Annotated in this window: 17 protein-coding genes and 1 pseudogene; 5 read left to right on the top strand and 13 right to left on the bottom strand. The window is 64.5% G+C overall.

Annotated features, from left to right (window positions below):
- Positions 1–198 precede the first annotated feature (198 nt).
- From AAFG16_RS16615 to AAFG16_RS16600, 4 genes are all read right to left on the bottom strand, one after another.
- Positions 199–1005, bottom strand: coding sequence for an SDR family oxidoreductase (locus tag AAFG16_RS16615; protein WP_342739841.1), 807 nt, complete (start codon positions 1003–1005; stop codon positions 199–201).
- 78 nt (positions 1006–1083) lie between these two features.
- A complete protein-coding gene (locus AAFG16_RS16610; protein ID WP_080136263.1) occupies positions 1084–2376 on the bottom strand; it encodes a TRAP transporter large permease in 1293 nt (430 codons plus the stop codon).
- Positions 2367–2915 carry a TRAP transporter small permease gene (locus AAFG16_RS16605; protein ID WP_342739840.1) on the bottom strand — a complete coding sequence of 183 codons (549 nt, stop codon included), beginning with the start codon at positions 2913–2915 and terminating at the stop codon, positions 2367–2369. The genes AAFG16_RS16610 and AAFG16_RS16605 overlap by 10 nt, the downstream gene beginning before the upstream one ends.
- 76 nt (positions 2916–2991) lie before the next feature.
- Positions 2992–3963 (bottom strand): TRAP transporter substrate-binding protein, encoded by a 972-nt coding sequence (locus AAFG16_RS16600; protein WP_342739839.1) that lies wholly within the window; start codon positions 3961–3963, stop codon positions 2992–2994.
- Between the two features lie 307 nt (positions 3964–4270).
- Here AAFG16_RS16600 and AAFG16_RS16595 point away from each other — a divergent pair, with 307 nt between their 5' ends.
- Positions 4271–5047 (top strand): cyclase family protein, encoded by a 777-nt coding sequence (locus AAFG16_RS16595; protein ID WP_342739838.1) that lies wholly within the window; start codon positions 4271–4273, stop codon positions 5045–5047.
- A gap of 10 nt (positions 5048–5057) precedes the next feature.
- Here the strand turns inward: AAFG16_RS16595 and AAFG16_RS16590 are convergent, their stop codons facing one another.
- The 6 genes from AAFG16_RS16590 to AAFG16_RS16565 form a co-directional block, all read right to left on the bottom strand.
- Positions 5058–5786: a Crp/Fnr family transcriptional regulator gene (locus AAFG16_RS16590; RefSeq protein ID WP_283085486.1), complete on the bottom strand. Its 729-nt coding sequence runs from the start codon at positions 5784–5786 to the stop codon at positions 5058–5060.
- Positions 5787–6047: 261 nt separating this feature from the next.
- Complete coding sequence (locus tag AAFG16_RS16585) at positions 6048–6185, bottom strand: hypothetical protein (RefSeq protein WP_283087169.1); 138 nt, start codon at positions 6183–6185, stop codon at positions 6048–6050.
- A gap of 93 nt (positions 6186–6278) precedes the next feature.
- The gene (locus tag AAFG16_RS16580; RefSeq protein WP_342739837.1) at positions 6279–6992 is read right to left on the bottom strand and encodes a helix-turn-helix domain-containing protein; all 714 of its coding nucleotides are present in this window, start codon (positions 6990–6992) and stop codon (positions 6279–6281) included.
- 146 nt (positions 6993–7138) lie between these two features.
- Positions 7139–8242, bottom strand: coding sequence for an ABC-type transport auxiliary lipoprotein family protein (locus tag AAFG16_RS16575; protein ID WP_342739836.1), 1104 nt, complete (start codon positions 8240–8242; stop codon positions 7139–7141).
- Between the two features lie 3 nt (positions 8243–8245).
- Positions 8246–9013: an ABC transporter ATP-binding protein gene (locus tag AAFG16_RS16570; RefSeq protein WP_342739835.1), complete on the bottom strand. Its 768-nt coding sequence runs from the start codon at positions 9011–9013 to the stop codon at positions 8246–8248.
- 2 nt (positions 9014–9015) lie between these two features.
- Positions 9016–10152, bottom strand: coding sequence for an ABC transporter permease (locus AAFG16_RS16565; protein ID WP_342739834.1), 1137 nt, complete (start codon positions 10150–10152; stop codon positions 9016–9018).
- Positions 10153–10325: 173 nt separating this feature from the next.
- Here AAFG16_RS16565 and AAFG16_RS16560 point away from each other — a divergent pair, with 173 nt between their 5' ends.
- Both AAFG16_RS16560 and AAFG16_RS16555 read left to right on the top strand, forming a co-directional pair.
- Positions 10326–10601 carry a hypothetical protein gene (locus AAFG16_RS16560; protein ID WP_342739833.1) on the top strand — a complete coding sequence of 92 codons (276 nt, stop codon included), beginning with the start codon at positions 10326–10328 and terminating at the stop codon, positions 10599–10601.
- Positions 10602–11088, top strand: a pseudogene (locus tag AAFG16_RS16555) (phage holin family protein).
- Between the two features lie 118 nt (positions 11089–11206).
- On the opposite strand, the gene AAFG16_RS16550 reads toward AAFG16_RS16555, so the two are convergent.
- A complete protein-coding gene (locus AAFG16_RS16550; RefSeq protein ID WP_342739832.1) occupies positions 11207–13903 on the bottom strand; it encodes a bifunctional acetate--CoA ligase family protein/GNAT family N-acetyltransferase in 2697 nt (898 codons plus the stop codon).
- Positions 13904–14094: 191 nt separating this feature from the next.
- The gene (locus AAFG16_RS16545; protein ID WP_342739831.1) at positions 14095–14934 is read right to left on the bottom strand and encodes a universal stress protein; all 840 of its coding nucleotides are present in this window, start codon (positions 14932–14934) and stop codon (positions 14095–14097) included.
- A 180-nt stretch (positions 14935–15114) separates the two neighbouring features.
- Between AAFG16_RS16545 and AAFG16_RS16540 the strand changes: the two genes are divergently transcribed.
- Positions 15115–16638 (top strand): AAA family ATPase, encoded by a 1524-nt coding sequence (locus AAFG16_RS16540; RefSeq protein ID WP_342739830.1) that lies wholly within the window; start codon positions 15115–15117, stop codon positions 16636–16638.
- 25 nt (positions 16639–16663) lie between these two features.
- The gene (locus AAFG16_RS16535; RefSeq protein ID WP_342739829.1) at positions 16664–17638 is read left to right on the top strand and encodes a CHAD domain-containing protein; all 975 of its coding nucleotides are present in this window, start codon (positions 16664–16666) and stop codon (positions 17636–17638) included.
- Between the two features lie 118 nt (positions 17639–17756).
- On the opposite strand, the gene AAFG16_RS16530 is transcribed toward AAFG16_RS16535, so the two are convergent.
- Positions 17757–19583: an alpha/beta fold hydrolase gene (locus tag AAFG16_RS16530; protein ID WP_342739828.1), complete on the bottom strand. Its 1827-nt coding sequence runs from the start codon at positions 19581–19583 to the stop codon at positions 17757–17759.
- Positions 19584–19712: the final 129 nt, after the last annotated feature.

Below are 19712 nucleotides of genomic sequence, written 5' to 3'. Positions count from 1 at the left end.
TGACGGCGGTAGGCTCCCTCTCCCGCCTGCGGGAGAGGGTTGGGGAGAGGGTCTCTCGTCTGGCAAGACTCTCCAAGAGGAGAAAGCCCTCACCCGCATCGCATCTTCGATGCGATACGACCTCTCCCGCAAGCGGGAGAGGTGAGCGAGCCCGCGGCAATCGATTCAACCCAAAGCGATTCCGCTCTAGACGGCCGCCTATTTGTGCAACTGGGTGAGACCGGTCGGCGGACCATCGACCGCGGTCCAGCCGCCGTCGACAAACAGCGTGCTGCCACTGACATAGCTTGCGGCGTCCGAAGCGAGATAGGCGACAGCAGTGGCGACCTCGTCGGCACTGCTCCAGCGGTTGAACACGGTGTGACCGGCGTAGAGATTGTAGATGTCGGGGCGCTGCTTGAACGGACCGGTCAGCGCGGTCTCGGCGATGCTCGGCGCAATCGCATTGACGCGCACGCCGGCATGGCCGACCTCGGAGGCAAAGCCCTTCACCAAGAGGCCGATCGCCGCCTTGGTCGAGCCGTAGACGCCAAGGCCCGGCTCGATGGTCACCGCGCGCACCGAGGAGCAGGCGATGATGCTGCCGCCCTTCTGCGCGACCATGATGCGGCCGAAGGCCTGGAAGAACCAGACCGTGCCCTTGACGTTGAGATTGAGGACGCGGTCGAGATCCTCCTCGGTGTAGTCGAGGATGGTCTTGCGGATGTTGAGCCCGGGCGTCGTCACGGCGATATCGAGCCGCGGGATCTTCTGCATCACGGTTTTCGCCAGCGCGTTGACGTCCGCTGCGCTCGCGGCATCGCAGCTCGCTGCTTCCGCCCAGCCACCCTTGTCGCGGATGCCGGCGGCGGTCGCCTCGGCCGCGTCAAGCGCACGATCCGCGCAGACGACGCGGGCCCCTAGCCCGGCCAGCGCCTCGGCCGACGATTTGCCGATCCCTGAGGCGGCGCCGAGCACCACGGCCGTCTTGCCGGTGAGATCGAAGAGCTTGCGATAATCGGTCACAGACAGATTCTCCCTGTTACTGTGACGCAAACTACGCAAGGGTGATGCGCCGGCCAAGTGCCGGAGCACGCACGGCAGCTATCCCTTGTATCCCATCAGGAGGCGCGGCAGCCACAGCGAGAAGGCGGGAACGTAGGTCACGAACATCAGCGCTGCGATCAGCGCGGCGTAGAACGGCAGGATGGTGCGCATCACCGCGCCGACCGAAATGCCGCCGATGGCGCAGCCGACGAACTGCGTCGTTCCGACCGGCGGGGTGTTCAGTCCCAGCGCGCAGTTGATCAGCATCAGCATGCCGAACTGCACCGGGTCCATGCCGGCCTTCATCGCGATCGGCAGGAAGATCGGGGTGCAGATCAGGATGGTCGCCGCCATGTCCATGAAGGTGCCGAGCACGAACAGGATGACGTTGATGAGCAGGAAGATCATCCAGGGCTGCGTCGACACCTTGCTCATCAGGTCGCCGGCGAAATCGGCCACCTCATAGAGACCCATCAGGTACTGGAACATGGTGGAGACGCCGATCAGCAGCAGCACCACGCCCGTCGTCTTCACCGCCTTCGCCGCGGCCCGCAGGAAGTTCTGCAAGGTCATGGTGCGGTAGATGAAGAACGTCAGCAGGATCGTGTAGGTGACCGCGACCGCTGCGGATTCCGTTGCCGTGAAGACGCCGGAGAGGATGCCCGCGAGGATGATGCCGACGATCAGAAGGCCTGGCAGTGCGGCGGCGAGCGAACGAAACACCTCGGCCCAGCCCGGGAACTTGCCGGCGGGATAGCCGCGCTTCACCGCGACTGCGTAGGCAGCGACGAGCATGCAGACCATCAGCACCAGCGCCGGCAAAAGGCCGGCGGCTATCAGCGCGCCGATCGAGACCTTGCCGCCGGCGGCCAGCGCATAGATGATCATGTTGTGGCTGGTCGGCATCAAGGCGCCGACCAGCGAGGCATGGGTGGTGACGTTGACGGCGTAGTCGGTGTCGAACCCTTCCTTTTTCATCATCGGGATCATCACCGCGCCCATCGCCGACACGTCGGCCACGGGCGAGCCCGAGACGCCGCCGAACAACGTGCAGGCGACCACGTTCGACATTCCGAGGCCGCCGCGGATGTGCCCGACCAGATTCTTGGCGAGCTTGACGATCTTGTCGGCGACGCCGCCATGCAGCATCAGCTCACCGCTGAAGACGAAGAACGGGATGGCCAGGAACGAGAAGATGTTCATCCCCGACATCATCTGCTGGAAGATGACGGCGACCGGCAGGCCTTCGTAGAGGATGGTGCAGATCGCCGAGAGGCCGATCGCAAAGGCAACGGGGACACCGAGGATCAGGAAGCCGAAGAAGGTGGCGCCGAGGATGATCAGTTCCATGACGGGACGACCCCTTCGCCGCGCAGGAGAGCAATGATGTGCTCGATGGAAAAGGAAACGATCAGGATGCCGGAGGCGATCAGCGGCACGTAACGGATGACCTCAGGCAGGCCGAGATTGGGAATCTTGACGGTTCCGACCGATGCACCGAGGATCCAGCCGTTATAGGCCATGGCAATGCCGAACACGGCCACGAGAACGTGGATCACGATCTCGATCTTCTCCCGCAGATGATCCGGAAGCATGACCAGCAGGCTGTCCATGCCGATGTGTCCGGCATCGCGCACGCCGACGGCGGCGCCGATCAGCGTGACATAGAGGATCAGAACCAGCGCGAGGTTCTCCGTCCAGGTCGGGCTGGAATTGAGCACGTAGCGCCCGAACACCTGGTAGAACACGATGGTGACGATGACGAGCAGGCCTGTCACCGACAGATACATGCCCAGACGAGCGACGGGAGCATTGATCCGCGACAGCAGGCCAGACGATGGACGTCCTTCGACCTCCTGCTCGTGGCTTGCGACGTGTGGGTCTGTCATTCCCGCGTCTCCTTGCGCGTCTGCTCGCGAGGTCCGGCGTCGCCTCGCAGGCGACACCGGACCCGATGCCGTGGCCTTACTTCGTGTCCTGGATGCGCTTGACGAGGCCCTTCAGCTTCTCGTCGCCGGCGAACTTGTCGTAGACCGGCTTCATCGCATCAACGAACTCCTGCTTGTTGGCGACCGTCACGACCTGGACGCCGGCCGCTTCGACGGTCTTGCGGGAGGCCTGTTCACGGTCGTCCCAGAGCTTGCGCATGACCGGAACCGATTCCTTGGCCGCCTTGCGGATCGTCGCCTGATCCTCCTTGCTCAGCGTGTCCCAGACCTTCTTGGACATCACGAGAACTTCGGGCGCCAGCGAGTGCTCGGTGACGTTGTAGAACTTGGCCGCCTCGAAATGGCGCGAGGACTCGTAGGAAGGCCAGTTGTTCTCGGCAGCGTCCACGAGGCCCGTCTTCAGCGCGGTGTAGACCTCGCCATAAGGCATCGGCGTCGGGTTGGCGCCGAGGCTCTGGATCATGCCGACCCAGAGGTCGGATTGCTGCACGCGAATCTTCAGACCCTTGAGGTCGGCGAGCGACTTGACCGGCGCCTTGACTGTGTAGATGGACCGGGCGCCGCTGTCGTAATAGGCAAGGCCGACCAGGCCTGCGGGCTCCATGGCGGCGAGGATCTCGTCGCCGATCGGCCCATCAAGCACGGTGCGCATGTGCTGCGTGTCCCGGAAGACGAAGGGCAGGCACAGCGCGATGGTCTCGGGCACGAAATTGTTGAGGGGCGATGCGTTGATCCGCATCATGTCGAGCGCGCCGATCTTCAGCTGCTCGATGGTGTCCTTCTCAGAGCCCAGGGCGCCGTTGGGAAACACCTTCACGCCGAGCTTGCCGCCGCTCGCGGTCGCGAGCTGCTTGCCCATGAACTTGACGGCCTCGACGGTCGGGTAGTCGGCGGGGTGGATGTCGGCGGAACGGAAATCGCGTGCGGTCGCCAGCGGCGCAGAAATCGCCAGCACTGCGGCTGCGATGATACCGGTCAGTGTCTTCATCTGGGCTTTCCTCCTGAGGTGATTATGTCGTTGTCGGGCAGGTTGTGGGCCGCCTTGGGTCGCTCCACTCCAGGTGCGAAGTCAAGCGCCATTGTCGTCCCTAGGGCGGGCGGCATTCCCTGTCCAAGCCAAATCCGGCATCGATCAATGCTTGAGTTGCATCGATCGATTGCGCGGTGCCCGGGGAGGCGGCCGGCGGGTGATCACGTTTTTCCGAAGTCATCCACACCGGCGCGTTACTTGACGCCGCAGCCAGAGCCCCCTCTAGATGCTGCGAAGCAGAACGGACCATTTCGGAGACATGCCCATGCCGCGGAAGCTGATCGATATTTCGGTGCCGATCAGAAACGACGTGACGGCGGATCCGCCGGGCAATCATCCGGCGATCCAATATATCGATCACCAGCAGGGCTTGCCCCGCATGCTGCAATTTTTCGACGGCCTGAAGGCCCAGGATTTGCCTGACGGACAGGGCTGGGCTGTCGAGCAGGTCTCGTTATCCACCCATAACGGCACGCATCTCGACGCGCCCTGGCACTTCCATCCGACCATGAATCGCGGCGAGCGGTCGTGGACCATCGACGAGGTGCCGCTGGAATGGTGCCTTCAGCCCGGCGTGAAGCTGGACTTCCGGCACCTGCCTGACGGTTATGTGGCGACCGCTGGCGATGTCGAGACGGAGCTGAAGCGGATCGGCCATACGCTCTCGCCGCTGGAGATCGTCGTCGTCAACACCAGCGCCGGCGCCAGGTTTGGCCAGGCCGACTACGTCAATTCCGGCTGCGGCATGGGCTATGAAGCGACCATGTACCTGCTCGAACGCGGCGTGCGGCTGACCGGGACCGACGGCTGGAGCTGGGACGCGCCGTTCGTCTACACCGCGAAGAAATATGCTGAAACAAAAGATGCCGGCCTGATCTGGGAGGGGCACAAGGCGGGACGGCACATCGGTTACTGCCATCTCGAGAAGCTGCACAATCTCGATCAATTGCCTTCGACCGGGTTCACCGTCTCATGCTTTCCGGTGAAGATCGAGCGGGCGTCCGCGGGCTGGACCCGCGCCGTCGCCATCATCGACAATTAGGTCGAGGCCGTCACTCGCCGTCGAGGCCACTCTCGGCGAGCTCGCGCAGCGCATCGGTGTCGAGCACGACGATGGCGCCATGCTCGAGGCGGACCCAGCTGCGACCGGCCCAGGCACGCAATTGCTTGTTGATGCTCTCGCGCGTCATCCCCACCATCTCGCTGATCTCCTGCTGCGTGATGGCGAGCGTGCCGCTGCCGGAATCGAGCTTGCGCTCCTCGGTGAGACCGAGCAGCGCGCTTGCAAGCCGGCCCGGCAGGTTTTGCAGGATCACCTGCTCGACCTGCTGGCTGGTCCAGCGCAGCCGCGCGCAGAGCAACTCGATGAATTTCATCGCCAGCGCCGGCTGGCTCTTCACGAACGGCAGGAAGTCCCGCCGGTCGATGATGTAGAGCTCGCAATTGGTGTTGGCGGTCGCGTCCGCCGATCGCGGCGCGCCATCGAGAACGGCGATCTCGCCAAAGATTTCTCCGGGGCCGATCAGATTGAGAATGGCGTTCCGTCCGTCGGGCGACGAAGAGGAAATCTTCACTGTCCCCGAGATCACCGCGAACAGATTGTTGCCGGGATCGCCCTTGGCAGCGATGGTCGCACCGCGCTTCACCGTGGTGTGCTTGGCGTAGCGGCAGAGCTGATCGAGCGCGTCCGGCTCCAGATCCGCGAAGATCGGGTGCTTGCGCAGGACCGATAATTTGTTGCCCGCCGACTGTCGGGGGTCGCCGGTCTTGTCCTGAGGCACGCCGCGGGCTCCTAAGACTCGAGGCACTGAGGTTCCTGCGTAGTCAACGTTATCAGGCTTTTCAACCGGAAAGCACGGGGCATGGTCTGAGGCAAATGCCCTCAAGATGCCGCAAGCCTGCATCCAAAGGATGCTCGACGCGCCGGAATCGATGCAGAGTTGTGGGCTGCGCAAGCCGCTGGTTGGGTTGACGCGCTGGCGAATGGCCCAGAATCGCTCAGGCGCGGATCGGGCAGTCGACCGTCAGACCTGACGATGATCTCAGGAGCTTCGACGCTTGGAATCCGGACCGAGACGGCCCGCGCTGGTTTGCCGGTCGGCCCAGGCCAGAGCTGCGGCGAAGGCGACGAAGATCGCAACGACGACAATGCTCATCAGCACCGCATCAATCGGCATCATGCTCCTCCCGGATTGTTCGAGGGCATTATTTGCCGCAGGCGGCCCGCGTCATTGATCGGGATCAAAAATCCGCGAGCATCGCGAAAATACCCGTCAGGCCGCGGCCAGAGCCTGGATACGAGCCGGGTCGAGCAGGCCGATACCCCCCTGGATGATCTCGATCGCGCCGTGGCGCTCCAGCTTGGTGAAGGTACGACTGACCGTTTCGATGGTCAGGCCGAGATAGTCGGCGATGTCCTGGCGGCTCATCGGAAGCGGGACCGTGTCCGGCGCCCCCTTGAGCGCGAACAGCCGCTCGCGCCAGCCGAGCAGAAAGGTCGCGACCTTCTCGTCCGCAGAGCGGCGGCCGAGCAGGACCATGTGGTCGCGGGCCTGGCTCAGCTCGCGAATCGCCAGCTCGTTGATCCGCCTGAGCAGATGCGGCCGGTCCGCGATGAAACGGCCAAAGGGCGTTTTCGCGAATTGGCACACGGTCACCGCGCCGATCGCATCGGCCGAAAAATTGTGGCGGACGGAGATATTCATCCCCAGGAAAGCGCCAGGCAAGGCAAAGCCCACGATCTGCCGCCGGCCGTCCGGCAGCAGCTTGTACAGCCGCATGACGCCTTCGAGGACGTTGTAGAACGAGGTCGTGATGTCCTCCTCGGAGAACACGGTCTCGCCCGCGGCGAAGTGGACGCGGCGGCCGAGATGCTCGAACTCCCTCAGCTCGGCTGCATCCAGCGACGCGCAAACCGCCGATCCGCGTACGGCGCAGTCGCTACAGAAATGCCCGTTCGGCTCGATCCTCACCACGGAAGCTCTCATCCACCGCTCCATGCGCCGGTCCAGATCCGCCCCCGGAGCTGCGTCACCGCGCGCAGCTGCATTTTACTGCGCTGCCACAAACGCGATTGACCCAGATCAATTTTGGCGGGCATGGCCGCCTTGCTCTGATGTGGAACTCAATGCCGCTAGACCGCCTGGACCGTCCAGCCGATCAGTTCCCTGGCGATACGGGCAAAAGCCGCATCAAATGCCGCGACTGCTGCCGCCGGCTCGACCTTTTCAAGCTTCTCGCTGGCGTCAATGACGCGGGATGCGACTACCTTGCCGCTCTTGTCCACGATCCGCGCCGACAAGGCGATCTCGACCCGCCTCTCGCCCTCCGTGGCGATCCGGAAGCGCCTGACGTCGATCAGAAGCTGGTAGTCTGCCTGGCCAAGGTCGGTGGTGCGCAACGGCGCGTGGGCAATGTCGTAGTTCTCAAAACTGTCGATCAAGCGCGCCTGCACCAGTTTTGGAATGCTGTCGGCCCAGAGGAATTCGGCAAAACCCGGATTGTCGCCCGCGGGCGAGAACAACATGCGCTGGGTCTGGAGCATCGCGACCGCGGTCGGCTCGGGAATGGCCAGCGACGCAGACAGCGTCTTGCCGGCCGGCCCGAGATCCTGCGGCGTACGCAAGTCGTAGGTGATCTTCTGGGCGGGCGCTCCGCCACCGGTCATCTTCTCGAGGCCCGCCAAAATGCCGTCGATCTTGCCGGTGTTGCGCGCGAGGCCGTCGGAGAACGTCCTGAGGTTGGCGATGGTGTCCTTCAGCGGACCGGAATTGTCCTCGAGCACGGTGTCGACCCGCCGCAGTGCATCACGCGCGGCCTGCGTCATGCTCTGGCCTGCGCCGGCCTCCGCGATCAAGGTCACGGGCTCGCCGGATTTGGCAACGATCGTGCCGCCTTCCAGCGTCACCACCGGCACGCCGGTCAGTCCCTGGAAGTCGAGCCCGACCTTGGTGTCGGTGCGCACCGGCGTCGTCAAGGCCACGGAGATTGTCGCATTCACGAAGCGCGGATTGTCCGGAGCAAGGCCAAGCTGGGTCACCTCGCCGACACGGATGCCGTTGAACAGCACGCCGGCGCCCACCAGCAGGCCCGGCACCGGTCCCTGGAATTGCACGTGGTAATTCGTGCGCGGGCCGATGCCGCCGGTGTTGTTCAGCCAATAGACGAAGCCGAAAGACGCAACGATCGCGGCCAGCACGAAACTGCCGATCAGCACATATGGGGCGCGGGTTTCCATGTCTCATCTCATCTCGTGTTGCAGCATCTGCGAGCGCTTGCCGTGGAAATAGGCGCGCACCCAGGGATGCTCGGATTGCAGCAGCTCGCGCATCGGGCCGATCGCGACGATCCTGCCGTCGGCAAGCGCGGCGACGCGGTCGCAGACGGTGGTGAGGCTCGCGAGATCATGGGTGACCATGAACACGGTGAGCCCCAGGGTCTTTTGCAAGGTCCCGATCAATGCGTCGAAATCGCCCGCGGCGATCGGATCGAGGCCGGAGGTGGGCTCGTCCAGGAACAGGATCGGCGGATCGAGCGCGAGCGCGCGCGCCAGCGCCACGCGCTTGGTCATGCCGCCGGAAAGCTCCGACGGATATTTGTCGGCATCCTGCGGGCGAAGCCCGACCATCTCGAGCTTGGCGATCGCGATCTCGTCCATCAGCTCCTGCGACAGCACCAGGTTTTCGCGCAGCGGAAACTGGATGTTCTGCCGGACCGTCAGCGAGGAGAACAGCGCGCCCTGCTGGAACAGGATGCCCCATGTCGTGGCCGCGCCTTCCGTGCGGCCGCCGATCGGCTGTCCCATCACTTCGATGGTGCCGGCCTGGCGCGGAATGAGGCCGATGATGGTCCGCATCAGCACCGACTTGCCGCCGCCGGACGCGCCGACCAGCCCGAGGATCTCACCGCGGCGGACGTCGAGCGACAGGTGATCGAGCACGGTCTGGCGGCCGAAGCCGACCACGAGGTCGCGGACGCGGATCGCGAACTCCTCTTGCGTCGCCTCCATCGTCACATTCCGATCGAGGCGAAGAAGATCGCGAACAGGCCGTCGAGCACGATCACGAGGAAGATCGACTTCACCACCGACGTCGTGGTCTGCCGTCCGAGCGACTCGGCGCTGCCCTTCACGCGCAGGCCCTCGCTGCACGCCACGATCCCGATCACCAGCGCCATGAACGGCGCCTTGAGGATCCCCACCTCGAAATGAGTGACGGAGATCGCCTCGTGCAGCCGCGCGATGTAGATCGCCGGCCCCATGTCGCCATAGAACTGCGCGACCAGCCCACCGCCATAGAGTGCCGCGATCGATCCGATGAAAGCGAGGATCGGCAGCGCGATGACGAGGGCGGCAACGCGCGGCAGGATCAGGACGTGGACGGGATCGAGGCCCATGGTCGAGAGCGCGTCGATCTCCTCGCGCATCTTCATCGAGCCGAGCTCGGCGGTGTAGGCGCTGCCCGAACGCCCCGCGACCATGATGGCAACGATCAGGACGCCGAGCTCGCGCAGCACCAGGATGCCAACCATGTCGACGGTGTAGGACTCCGCGCCGAACCTGCGGAAATGAAAGAAGCCCTGCTGAGCGATGATGGCGCCGATCAGGAAGGTGATCAGCACGATGATGGGGATGGCCTGCCAGCCGATGCGGTAGAGCTGGTAGACCAGCGAGGTCAGCCGCAGCGACCGTGGGCGGCGCAGCACGCCGATCACGGCCATGAACAAGGCGCCGAGCATTTGCAGGAAGATGGTGATGTCCTCGCGCGCCCCGACCGTGGACTTGCCGAGATCGCCCAGCCTGAGCAGAACCGGATTTGGCGCAGGCGCAGGCGGCGGCGTGTGGCGGTTGACCTGGCGCACCTCGTCCATCAGGCCGCTGAAATGATCGGCGACGCCGACGAATTCCGCCGATCTGCCAGATGATGCGGCCCTGCGTGACAGCTTCTCCAGGACCCAGGCGCCGAGCGTGTCGAGCGCGCTGACGCCCGAAATGTCGAGCGTCACGGCTGTCGATCGATCGACATCCGCTCCGACCGACCGGGACAGCGTTTCAAGCGTCGACACATTGGCCGCGGTCCACGGCCCTTCCGGGCGCAGGTTCAGCACATCGCCGGAGGGCGTTGCCAGCAACAGCGGTTCGGAGTTCACGCTTCACCTCATCGGGACAACCGGTCCCCATTCGACCGGCATTTCTAGACCAGGGTATGACGGCCGGTTTGACCTGCCTCAAGACCATCCCCTCGCCGAGCGGCTTGACGCAAATCAAGCACGGCCCTGCTGGCGGCCCTTAGGGTCTTTTTATTCAATGGAGACCGATATCCATGTTCGACAGTGACAGGATGAGCGACGAACTTCGCGCGCTGAAGGTGGATGTCACGCGCCTCCTAGGCGCCGCCGGCGAGGAGATGCTCGACAGCTCGAAGGAGCGGGCTGAGATTCTCGCCGATCAGATCAAGGCCGCGCTTGCCGAGCTCGGCGAGACCGTCGGCGACGAGCAGGAGCAGCTTCAGGGCCTGATTGCCGATCGCCCGATCACATCGCTTGCCTCGGCCTTCGCGCTCGGCGTGGTCGTCGGCTTCATGCTGAGGAGACACTAGGTGAACACGGAAAATGTCGTCAAACACCTGCGCGTGCTGTGGCGCACCGACAGGATCATTGCGGACATCAGGCTGCGCCATCTGCTGACGGGCCTTGGCCTTCGCGCCTTTGCGGCTCTGATCGCGGCATTCGGGCTGCTGATGCTGGAGCTGTCGGCCTATTTCGCGCTGGTCCAGATCTGGAGCACCATCGCGGCGGCCGCCATTCTCGGGGCCGCCAATTTCCTCATCGCGGGCATTCTCTTCGTCGTCGCCGGTCGTCCTCCGTCCGGCCGCGACATCGAGCTCGCCAATGAAATCCACGGCACGTCCATCGAAGCCCTTCAGCTCGAGGCGCGCGCCCTTCAGGCCCAGGTGTCAGGCGCGGTTCACCATCCGCTCAGCACGATCGTGCCGGTGCTGGTGCCGCTGATCGCGATCATCGTCAAGAGTGCGGAAAACGGCCAAGGAGGCCACTGCTGCCACGTCGGCCGAGGCGCGGTCCTAAAGCGCGATGGCATGAAAATGAATCACCATCGCGCTTGAGGTTATTGTTTGAGCATGATCTTCGCGGAAAACCGCTACGTACTTTGCGCTAACGCGGTCCTCCGGATCCGGATCATGCTCTAGCGAAGCTTCAGCCTGACGTCGCAAATTTCCGGCTCGGTCGGGTCCGGCTTCACCTCGAAGCCGAGCTGACGACACATGTCGAGCATCACGGTGTTCTCCTGGAGCACATCACCCGAGATGGTCTTCAGCCCTTCTGACTTCGCATAGTCGATGATCAGCTGCATCAGGGTCCAACCGAGCCCCCTGCCCTTGAGATCGGAGCGCAGCAGGATCGCATATTCGCCGCTCTCATAGACCGAGTCCGAATGGAGCCGGACCACGCCGACCATCTCGTTGGTCGCCTCGTCGAACGCGATGAAGGCCATGGCGCGCGCATAGTCGAGCTGCGTCAGGCGCGCGATGAATTCGTGGGTGAACTCCTTCATGGGCGCGAAGAAGCGCAGGCGGAGGTCGTGCTGCGTGACGTGACGCAGGAATTCGTGGATGGTCGGCTCGTCCTCGGGACGCAACGGCCGCACGAAGATGCGCCAGTCGTCCTTGAGCGCAAGGCGGCGCTCCCATTGCGAGGGGTAGGCGCGAACGGCGAAATTGGCAGGTCCCGAGCCGGCGAACTTGCGCTGCGGCGGCCCCACCGCGACACGGGCATCGACCGCGGTTACGCCGGTCTCGTCCGCGAGCAGCGGGTTGATGTCGAACTCTCGTATCTCGGGAATGTCGGCCGCCATCTGGGCAAGCTTGACCAGCACCATGGCGACGGCATCCTGCTTCACCGCAGGCACGTCCCGATAGGCCTTCAGCAGCCGCGACACACGCGTACGCTCGATCAGGTCGCGGGCCAATTGCAGATCGAGCGGCGGCAGCGCCAGCGCCTTGTCGTTGATGATCTCCACCGCCGTCCCGCCGCGGCCGAACACGACGACTGAGCCGAAGGTGGGATCGTCGGCAAGGCCGAGGATCAGCTCGCGCGCCTTCGCCTTGACCACCATGGCCTGCACGATGACGCCCTCGATGCGGGCTTCGGGACGCAGCTTGCGCGCTCGGGCGAGAATGTCGGTGGCAGCCGCGCGCACCGCCTCCGGCGTGGTCAGATTGAGCACGACGCCGCCGACATCCGACTTGTGGGTGATGTCGCGCGACAAGATCTTCAGCACGACGGTCGCGCCTTGCGCGAACACTTCATTCGCACGGGCCACCGCCTGCTCGACGTCGTCAGCGGCATAGGTCGGCACCATCGCGATGTCATAGGCTTCGAGCAGGTGCTTGATCTCGACCGGCTCGAGCCATCTGCGCCCGTCGGCGATCGCAGCGGCGACGATCTGCTTGGCAGCCCGGGCGTCAGGCACGAACGTGTCGGGCATCGCCGGCGGAACCTCGCTCAGCTCCTCCACCACTTCGCGATGCCTTACAAGATGCATGAAGCCGCGCACGGCATCATCCTCGGTCGGGTAGTTCGGAACACCGGCACCGGAGAGCGCCTGAATGATGCGCTGATCGGCGCCAACCCAGGCGGCCAGCACGGGCTTGGCCCATCGGCCCTGCTGCTTACGGTACTTGCCGACCAGCTCCGTCACCGTCGCCGCGATATCGGCAGCCGAGGCGATCGCGGTCTGCACATTGAGGACGAGAACGGCATCGTTGTCGGGATCGGCGAGCAGCACCTCCAGCGCCGCGGCATATCGCGCTGCATCCGCATCGCCGACGATGTCGACGGGATTTGCGCCGGACCAGGTCGGCGGCAGCACCGCATCAAGCTTCGCGCGAGCGTCAGCCGAGATGGAAGCGGGAATTCCATCGAGTTCGACCAGCCGATCGATGGCGAGGACGCCGATGCCGCCGCCATTGGTTAGGATGGCAAGGCGCTTTCCGGCCGGCGATTCGACGCGGCCGAGCGTTTCGGCACAATCGAACAGCTCGCGCAGATCGGAGACCCGCAGCACGCCAGCGCGGCGGAACGCCGCGTCATAAACGGCGTCGGCGCCGGCGAGCGCGCCGGTATGGGTGGCCGCGGCTTTCGCCCCCTGCGCCATGCGGCCGGACTTCACCACGACGACAGGCTTCACCCGTGCCGCGGCGCGCGCCGCCGACATGAACTTACGGGCATCCTTGATGGCCTCGATGTAGAGCAGGATCGCGCGGGTCTTGTGATCCATCGCGAAATGATCGAGCAGGTCGGCAATATCGACGTCGATCTGATCGCCGATCGTCACGATGCCGGAGAAGCCGACGCCGCGCTGCGCGGCCCAATCGACCATGCCGCCCGCGATGGCGCCCGATTGCGAGATCAGCGCGAGATTTCCCGCGCCCGGCATGTGCGCGGCGAAGCTGGCATTGAGGCTCACGGCGGGCATCATGATGCCGAGACAGTTCGGCCCGATCAGCCGCATGCCGTATTTACGGGCCGCGGCGATGGCTTCCTCTTGCAGCGATCCCGGTCCATGTCCGAGCCCGGCCGAGACGATCAGCGCCCCCGCCGAGCCGCGACGTCCCGCCTGGTCGATAATGCCGGGAACCTCGCGCGCCGGCGCGGTGATGACGACCAGTTCGGGGACGAAAGGCAGCTTGTCCAGATTCTTCACCGCTGCAATGCCAGCGATCTCGGCATGGCGCGGATTGACGAGGCCGAACTGCCCCTTGAATTCCGCCTTGCGGATGTTCTCCAGAACGGCGCGCCCCACCGAGACCGGGCGGGCGCTCGCACCGACGAGCGCGACCGAACGTGGCGACAGCAGATTCTTCAGGCGATAGGTGGACATGACAGCAAATGCGCCCGGCCGGTGGTGGTTCCGATGGTTGAAGGTCTGGTCGAAAGACTGGTCGCACGCCTAAAGCGCAATGAGATTGCGACGAATCGTCATCGCGCTTTAGGTTATTGTTTGAGCACGATCTTTTCGGAAGACCGCTGCGCACTTTGCGCTAACACGGCCCTTCGGGTCCGGATCATGCGCTAGTGCGATATCATAACCCAGCATGGTGGCTCGCCGATGACGGTCTTTGTCACACCGCCCCAGACGATCTCGTTCAGGCGCGAATGATGATAGGCGCCCATCACGATAGCGTCGATGGCATGGGAATTCGCCCAGCTTCCGAGCACCTTGCCGATCGAGCTGCCGCCGCCCTCCGTCGTTTCGAACGAGGCCTGGATCCCATGTTCCCTGAGATGATCGACGAGACTCATGCCGGATCGGGTGATCGCCTCGGTCTTGTCGTCCGCCACCGTGAGCACCTGTACGGACGCCGCGGCCTGAAGGATGGGCAACGCATCGCCGACAGCCCGTGCGGCGCGGGCGGAGTGATCCCAGGCAATCATGACATTCTCGAATTCCGGTCGCAGCTCGTCCACATGCTGCTCCGGGCAGAGCAGCAGCGGCCGCCCCGATTCGAACAGCAGCGCCTCAATGATGTGCTCCGTTCCGCTGTCATGCGGCTTTACGGGGACCAGGGTGAGGTCGCTAAAGCGCGCATGCTCGGCCAGGATCAAGGCGAGTTGATCTGCCGGCACCTTGGCCGATCGGCTCTGGGCGCGAATGTTGGCTCGCGAGGCTGCACCGGTGAAGACATTCAGGAGTTGCTGCGTGTCGCTTGATACGCTTGCACCGCCGGCCTCCGCGGGCTCCGGATCGCCGGGGGGTATGACCTTCGGCCGCACGAAAACTTCGTCCTCAAGCGCGAGCGCGGTGATCCTGGCGCCGAGGTCCGCGGTCACGGCCACGCATTTCTCGATCGCTGCGAGGCGAGGCCCGCGCGGCTGGCCGACAAGTGGCAGAAAGACATCCTTGATGGGCATCGGGATTCTCCTTGCCGGTTAGGATACGCTGCCTTTCGTCGGGATCCTTGATCCTTCTCAAGGCAGGAACCAGCCGCCGGCGGCGGGCCTTGATTGATGTCAAGGACTGGCCGCGATCCGGCTCTAAGGGGTAGCTTGGCGCCTCAGCGCTCGCCGACCTATCGGGACATGCCCGCAGAGATGACGGATGATTCTGCTACCCAGGAACGGGTCTTCCAGGCGCTCGGCGCGCGTCCCGGCGTGAAACGGATCGACACCCATGCCGCTTCGGTGTTTCTCGACCGGACACGCGCGCTGAAGATCAAGCGGGCTGTCAAATTTCCGTTTCTCGACTACTCGACGCTCGATAAGCGCAAGGCGGCCTGCGAGGAGGAGATCAGGATCAACCGGCCGCTCGCCCCGCAAATCTATCACCGTGTCGCGGCGATCACACAAGAGCCGGACGGATCGGTGCAGGTCGGCGGCAGCGGTCGGCCGATCGAGTATGCGGTCGACATGGCCCGCTTCGACGAAAGCCGCACCCTTGATCATCTGGCCAAGGCGGGCCCGCTGGATGCCGAGCTGGCCGCAGCCATCGCGGACGCGATCGCGGGCTCGCATGCGCAAGCCACGATTGCGGATGGAGCTACGTGGATCACTTCGATTCCCCACCTGATCGACGGCAACAGCACCGGGCTGCGCGCCGGCGACCATCTCGAGGCGGCGGCGATCGAGCAGCTTGGCAAGGCCTCCCACGAAGCCTTCCTGCGCCGGCGCGCCACGCTCGAGGAGCGTGGCCGCCGTGGCTTCGTGCGCCGCTGTCATGGCGACTTGCACCTTGCCAATATCGTGCTGATCGACGGCCGGCCCGTCCTGTTCGACGCGATCGAGTTCGATGCGCAGATGGCAACCGTGGACGTGCTCTACGATCTCGCGTTCACGCTGATGGACCTGCTGCGCTACGGCCAGACGAACGCGGCCAACGCGGTGCTGAACCAGTATCTGACGATGGCGCCCGTCGAAACGCTCGACGCCCTGGCCGCGCTGCCGCTGTTCATGTCGATCCGCGCGGCGATCCGTGCGCAGGTGGCGCTAGCGCGGCTGAAGCGGCCAGATGCCGAGCGGACCGGAATTCTCGACGACGCGCGCCGTTATTTCGACCTTGCCCGGACGTTGATCCATCCGCCCGCCCCTCGCCTGATCGCCGTTGGCGGACTGTCGGGCACCGGCAAGTCCGTCCTCGCCCGCGCACTGGCCCCCACCCTGGCGCCCGAGCCGGGCGCTGTCGTGCTGCGCAGCGACGTCATTCGCAAGCAATTGTTTCAGGTCGGGCATACCGACCGGCTGCCGCCCTCCGCGTATGGGCTCGAGGTGACGGCGCGCGTCTACGAGGTGGTGATGCAGCGCGCCCGGCAGGTGCTGGCGCAAGGCCATTCTGCCATTGTCGATGCCGTCTTTGCGCGCGAATCCGAACGGGACGATTTGGCCGCCCTGGCCCGCGCCTGCGGCGTGCCGCTCAATGGATTATTCCTGGTCGCAGACCTCGCCACCCGCCAGGCGCGAATCGGCGGCCGTCAGGCCGATGCTTCCGACGCCACGCAAGAGGTTGCCGCGCTGCAAGAGCACTATAATATCGGCCATGTCGGTTGGGCGACCATCGATGCATCCGGGACACAAGCGCAGACGCTGGAGCGCTGCCGCGACGCGATCGCTGAGGGCAAATAGGGCAATCTGATTGGCGCGGGCTAAGATGGCGCGACCCACCAGGAGTTCGACGGCGGCCGCGCGCGCCAAGCCCGCGGCGCGACGTGGCGACCTGCCCGGCCGCCTCAGCCCCGGCATGGCCTGCGACACCGCATTCCGGATCATTGCCCGCCGTCACCTCGATGCCGTCCTCGCCCAGCATGAGGGCACATGCCGCGGCGATCCGGAGGCGCTGCATCAGATCCGGATCGCACTGACGCATCTGCGCACCGCGATCCGCTTTTTCGCGCCCATGGTCGACGACGCCTTGCGGCCGAATGTCTGGACCGAGCTGAAATGGCTGCACAGCCAGCTCGGCATGGTGCGGGACCTCGACGTGGCGATCGAGCGCGTCGTCGCCGAGAGCGGCGAGGAGCTCGCCGTCATCGCCGAGCTCCAGCTCTGGGACGAGAAGCGCGCCGAGAGCCACCGCCTGCTGGCACGCGCACTGCAATCGGCACGGTATCGCCGCCTCGTCGAGCAGACCTCGGCCTGGATCAAGAGCGGCCCCTGGTCGACCCGGCGCAGCAAGGAGGCCATCAGGCTGCGCCGCTGCTCGCTCGCCGACCATGCCACGGCGAAACTGACGGAGTGGGAAAAGACGCTGCTCAAGAAAGCGCGCAAACTCCGCAAGCTCGACGTCGAGAAGCGGCACAAGCTGCGGCTGCTCAACAAGCGACTGACCTATTCGATCGAATCGCTCCAGGATCTTTTTGCCGAGGAATCGCTGACGAAGCAGAAGTCGATCCTCAAGCAATTGCGCAAGGCGCAAAGGTCCCTCGGACAACTGAACGACGATGCGCGAGGGCAGACGCTGGCTGCATCCTTGAACGAGGCCGTCCCTGGGGCCCACATCCGCTTCCTCAACCGCAAGCGGGAAAAGAAGCTGCTGCGAACCGCCGCGCAAGCCTACCGCAAACTGGACAAGGCCAAGCCGTTCCGCTCCTCCGACCTCGCGCCGAATGCCGAGCCTGAGGATTAAAGCGCGATGAGATTGGGACGAATCGTCATCGCGCTTTAGGTTGTTGTTTGAGCATGATCTGTTCGGAAAACCGCTACGCACTTTGCGCTAACGCGGCCCTTCGGGTCCGGATCATGCTCTAGGTGTGGACGTATTGGCCCGGCGCGTCGGGTAGATCGCCCCCGATCCGGGGCGGGGCGCAGGGCTCGCCCGAGTGCGCCGCCAGCCATTGCGCCCATTCCGGCCACCACGAGCCCTCGACATGCCGTGCCAGCTTCAACCACTCTTCTGGATCGACATAAGGCCCATCGGCAGGCTTGGTCATGACCTGATAGCTGTGCCCGAGCTCGTCCGGGGGCGCGACGACGCCGGCGTTATGTCCACCGCTGGTCAGCAGGAACGTCACGTCGGCATCGACCTGATAGTGAACCTTGTGCACGGATCGCCACGGCGCCACGTGATCGGCGAGCGTGCCGACCACGAACAACGGCGCGTGGATGTCAGAGAGTGAAATGCTCCTGCCGTCGACGCGATAGCGGCCCTCTGCGAGATCATTATCGAGGAACAGCTTGCGCAGATATTCCGAATGCATGCGATAAGGCAGCCGTGTGGCGTCGGCGTTCCAGGCCATCAGGTCACTCGGCGGCCCCGCATCTCCCATCAGATAATCGCGCGACAGCCGCGACCAGATCAGATCGTTGGAGCGCAGCAACGCGAATGCACCGGCCATCTGCGCCGTATCGAGATAGCCACGCTGCCACATCATGTCTTCGAGGAAGGCAACCTGGCTCTCGTTGATGAAGAGGGTCAGCTCGCCCGCCTCGGTGAAATCCGTCTGCGCGGCAAGCAAGGTGATGGTGCCCAGCCGCTTGTCGCCGTCGCGCGCCATCGCAGCGGCTGCGATCGACAGCAACGTGCCGCCCAGACAATAGCCGAGCGCGTGGATCGTCCGGCCGGGCACGATCCGCCCGATCATGTCCAGCGCCGCCATCACGCCGAGCTTGCGATAATCGTCGAAGGCGACGTTCCGATCCTTTGCATCCGGATTGCGCCAGGAGATCGCGAACACGGTCAAACCCTGCCCGGTCAGATATTTGACCAGCGAATTCTCCGGCGACAGATCGAGGATGTAGTATTTCATGATCCAGGCCGGAACGATCAGGATCGGTTCAGGCCGTACCTGCGCGGTGGTCGGATGATACTGGATCAGCTCGATCAGCTCGTTGCGGTAGACGACTTTTCCGGGAGACGCGGCGACCGTCTTCCCGACGACGAACTGCTCGTCGCCGGCCGGCGCTGCAAGCGAGAGCATGCGCGTCAGATCGCTGCACCAGTTCTGCCAGCCGAAGACGAAATTTTCTCCGCCGCTCCGCAACGTTTTCTCGAGCACCTCCGGGTTGGTCGCCGCGAAATTCGACGGCGCCAGCATATCGAGCATCTGGCGGACCGAGAATTCGACGATGGCTTCATTTGCGCGCGAGACGCCGCGCACGCCGGTCGTGGCATCGTGCCACCAGTGCTCTCCGAGCAAAAAGGCTTGCGCCAGCAGATTGAACGGCGCGGCCTCCCATTGCGGCTCCCTGAAGCGCCGATCCCGCGACCGCGGCTGGATCACCGACCACGGCTTTTGGCCCGGCGAGATCGCGTGCACTGACGCTTCGAGGAACCGGGCGCTGTCGCGAAGGACGTTATGGGCGATCTCCATCTGGCGCTGCGGCGCGACGGCGAGATGCGAACTCCAATCGAGCCAGGCCAGAGACAGGGCGGCCGGTGAAATTCCGCCGGTGAATCGAGCCAGCATCGCATGAAATGCGCGGTCGAGCGGGTGTGGCTCTGCCCGAGGCTGCAAGTCCGCGACTGGCCTTCCGGCCGGTCCCTCGGGGAAAGCGGCACGCGCAACAGGTTCGACGGAGGATTCCGGCGCCGCCGGCTGCCCGGCCCGCGGAAGTATCTGCACGACGCTCATGACGGAAGGTTCCTGCACGCTGATGTATATTCGCGGCAGGATATGCTCAGGCATTTCGGAAAGGTGTTGAGCTGCATCAATTCCGGGCACGGATCGCAATTGCTCAACCAGGGAGAAGCGGTTCCGTCC

It is taken from the genome of Bradyrhizobium sp. B117, assembly GCF_038969555.1.
Taxonomy (GTDB): Bacteria; Pseudomonadota; Alphaproteobacteria; order Rhizobiales; family Xanthobacteraceae; genus Bradyrhizobium.
This window is presented reverse-complemented; position numbering and strand designations above follow the sequence as displayed.